The organism is Terrisporobacter petrolearius (genome assembly GCF_020748185.1).
In the GTDB taxonomy this organism is placed as follows: domain Bacteria; phylum Bacillota; class Clostridia; order Peptostreptococcales; family Peptostreptococcaceae; genus Terrisporobacter; species Terrisporobacter petrolearius.
The window spans coordinates 1-512 of sequence record NZ_JAHZMO010000129.1 but is presented as its reverse complement, the minus strand read 5'-3'; the positions used below and the strand labels follow the sequence as shown (position 1 = coordinate 512).

General features: G+C 44.9%; 1 protein-coding gene. It reads right to left on the bottom strand.

Translation table 11 applies throughout. The features are described 5' to 3' along the window. The coding region (locus K0040_RS22415) for a hypothetical protein (protein ID WP_272491584.1) at positions 1 to 301 on the bottom strand (301 nt) is incomplete at its 3' end. Positions 302 to 512 lie beyond the last annotated feature (211 nt).

Sequence of the window (512 nt, the reverse complement as noted above, 5' to 3'; positions counted from 1 at the left end):
TGGAAGTATCCCACGTACGGTCGTTCACCAGATCAGCGTTCAGAACGTAATCGCTGCTGTTGATGTCGAACACACCAGAAATTACGTTGCCGTTATGGTCAGCAATGTTGCCGCTGGTCAGTTCCAGTTTATCAGTACGGAAAGCTTCAGTATTGAACTGATCAACATTCACATCCAGCACACCACCGTTAGTCACAGTGATAGTATTGGTATACAGATTAGAATAATTATTCCAACCGGTAGATTCGGTTAAATTAACGGTACTGTAGCTATCAACAGTCAGGTGGTCTGTAGCAACCACGCCATTTGCACCAATATTCAGTGAAGAACCGTTGGTTAAACCAATGGTATCTGATACCAGAGAGGAATCAGTAACATTTACCTGAGAGCCATTATTTACCCATCGTAACCGCCCCGTAATAACTCTGCAATTATCAGAACGCCAGTTTTCCCCTCTTCCTCACGAAAATCATCCCTTCTTTATCGCGCGCGCGTGCGGAAGCATCGTTTCG